The sequence below is a fragment of the Ligilactobacillus agilis DSM 20509 genome (assembly GCF_001436215.1).
Classification (GTDB): domain Bacteria; phylum Bacillota; class Bacilli; order Lactobacillales; family Lactobacillaceae; genus Ligilactobacillus; species Ligilactobacillus agilis.
The window spans coordinates 1-515 of sequence record NZ_AYYP01000070.1; the positions used below are offsets into that span (position 1 = coordinate 1).

Consider the following 515-nt stretch of genomic DNA (forward strand, 5'->3'; position numbering starts at 1 on the left):
CACTGACCGTAAGGTCGTGATCTACAAGCCTCTCACTTTAGTGAGGGGTAGTTGACTAAAGGGTTGATAGTTTTTAATTGCTGTTAATAACTCCATAAACTCACCTCAAAGCTAGTTTAACATAAAAATTGCTTGACGATTATTAAGGAGTTTGCTAAACTAAAATAGTTGTCATAACACATGCGGGTGTGGCGGAACTGGCAGACGCGCTAGATTTAGGTTCTAGTGTCTTATGACGTGGGGGTTCAAGTCCCTTCACCCGTATTTATGGAGGATTACCCAAGTCTGGCTGAAGGGAACGGTCTTGAAAACCGTCAGGTGGGTCAAACCACGCAAGAGTTCGAATCTCTTATCCTCCTTATTTAGAAGGTCCATTGGAGTAGTGGTTATCTCGTCTCCCTGTCACGGAGAAGATCGTCGGTTCAAATCCGTCATGGACCGTTATATCGTAGATATAACTGGCTCGGTAGCTCAGTCGGTAGAGCAATGGATTGAAGCTCCATGTGTCGGCGGTT

3 tRNA genes are annotated in these 515 nt (G+C 44.9%); all 3 read left to right on the forward strand.

Features of this window, described 5'->3' with window-relative positions:
• The first annotated feature begins 182 nt into the window (after positions 1 to 182).
• The 3 genes from FC14_RS08775 to FC14_RS08785 all read left to right on the forward strand — a co-directional run bounded on the left by FC14_RS08775 (position 183) and on the right by FC14_RS08785 (position 441).
• Positions 183 to 264 (forward strand) — tRNA-Leu (locus FC14_RS08775).
• Between the two features lie 5 nt (positions 265 to 269).
• Positions 270 to 359: transfer RNA gene (locus tag FC14_RS08780), tRNA-Ser, on the forward strand.
• 9 nt (positions 360 to 368) lie between these two features.
• Positions 369 to 441 (forward strand) — tRNA-Asp (locus tag FC14_RS08785).
• Positions 442 to 515 lie beyond the last annotated feature (74 nt).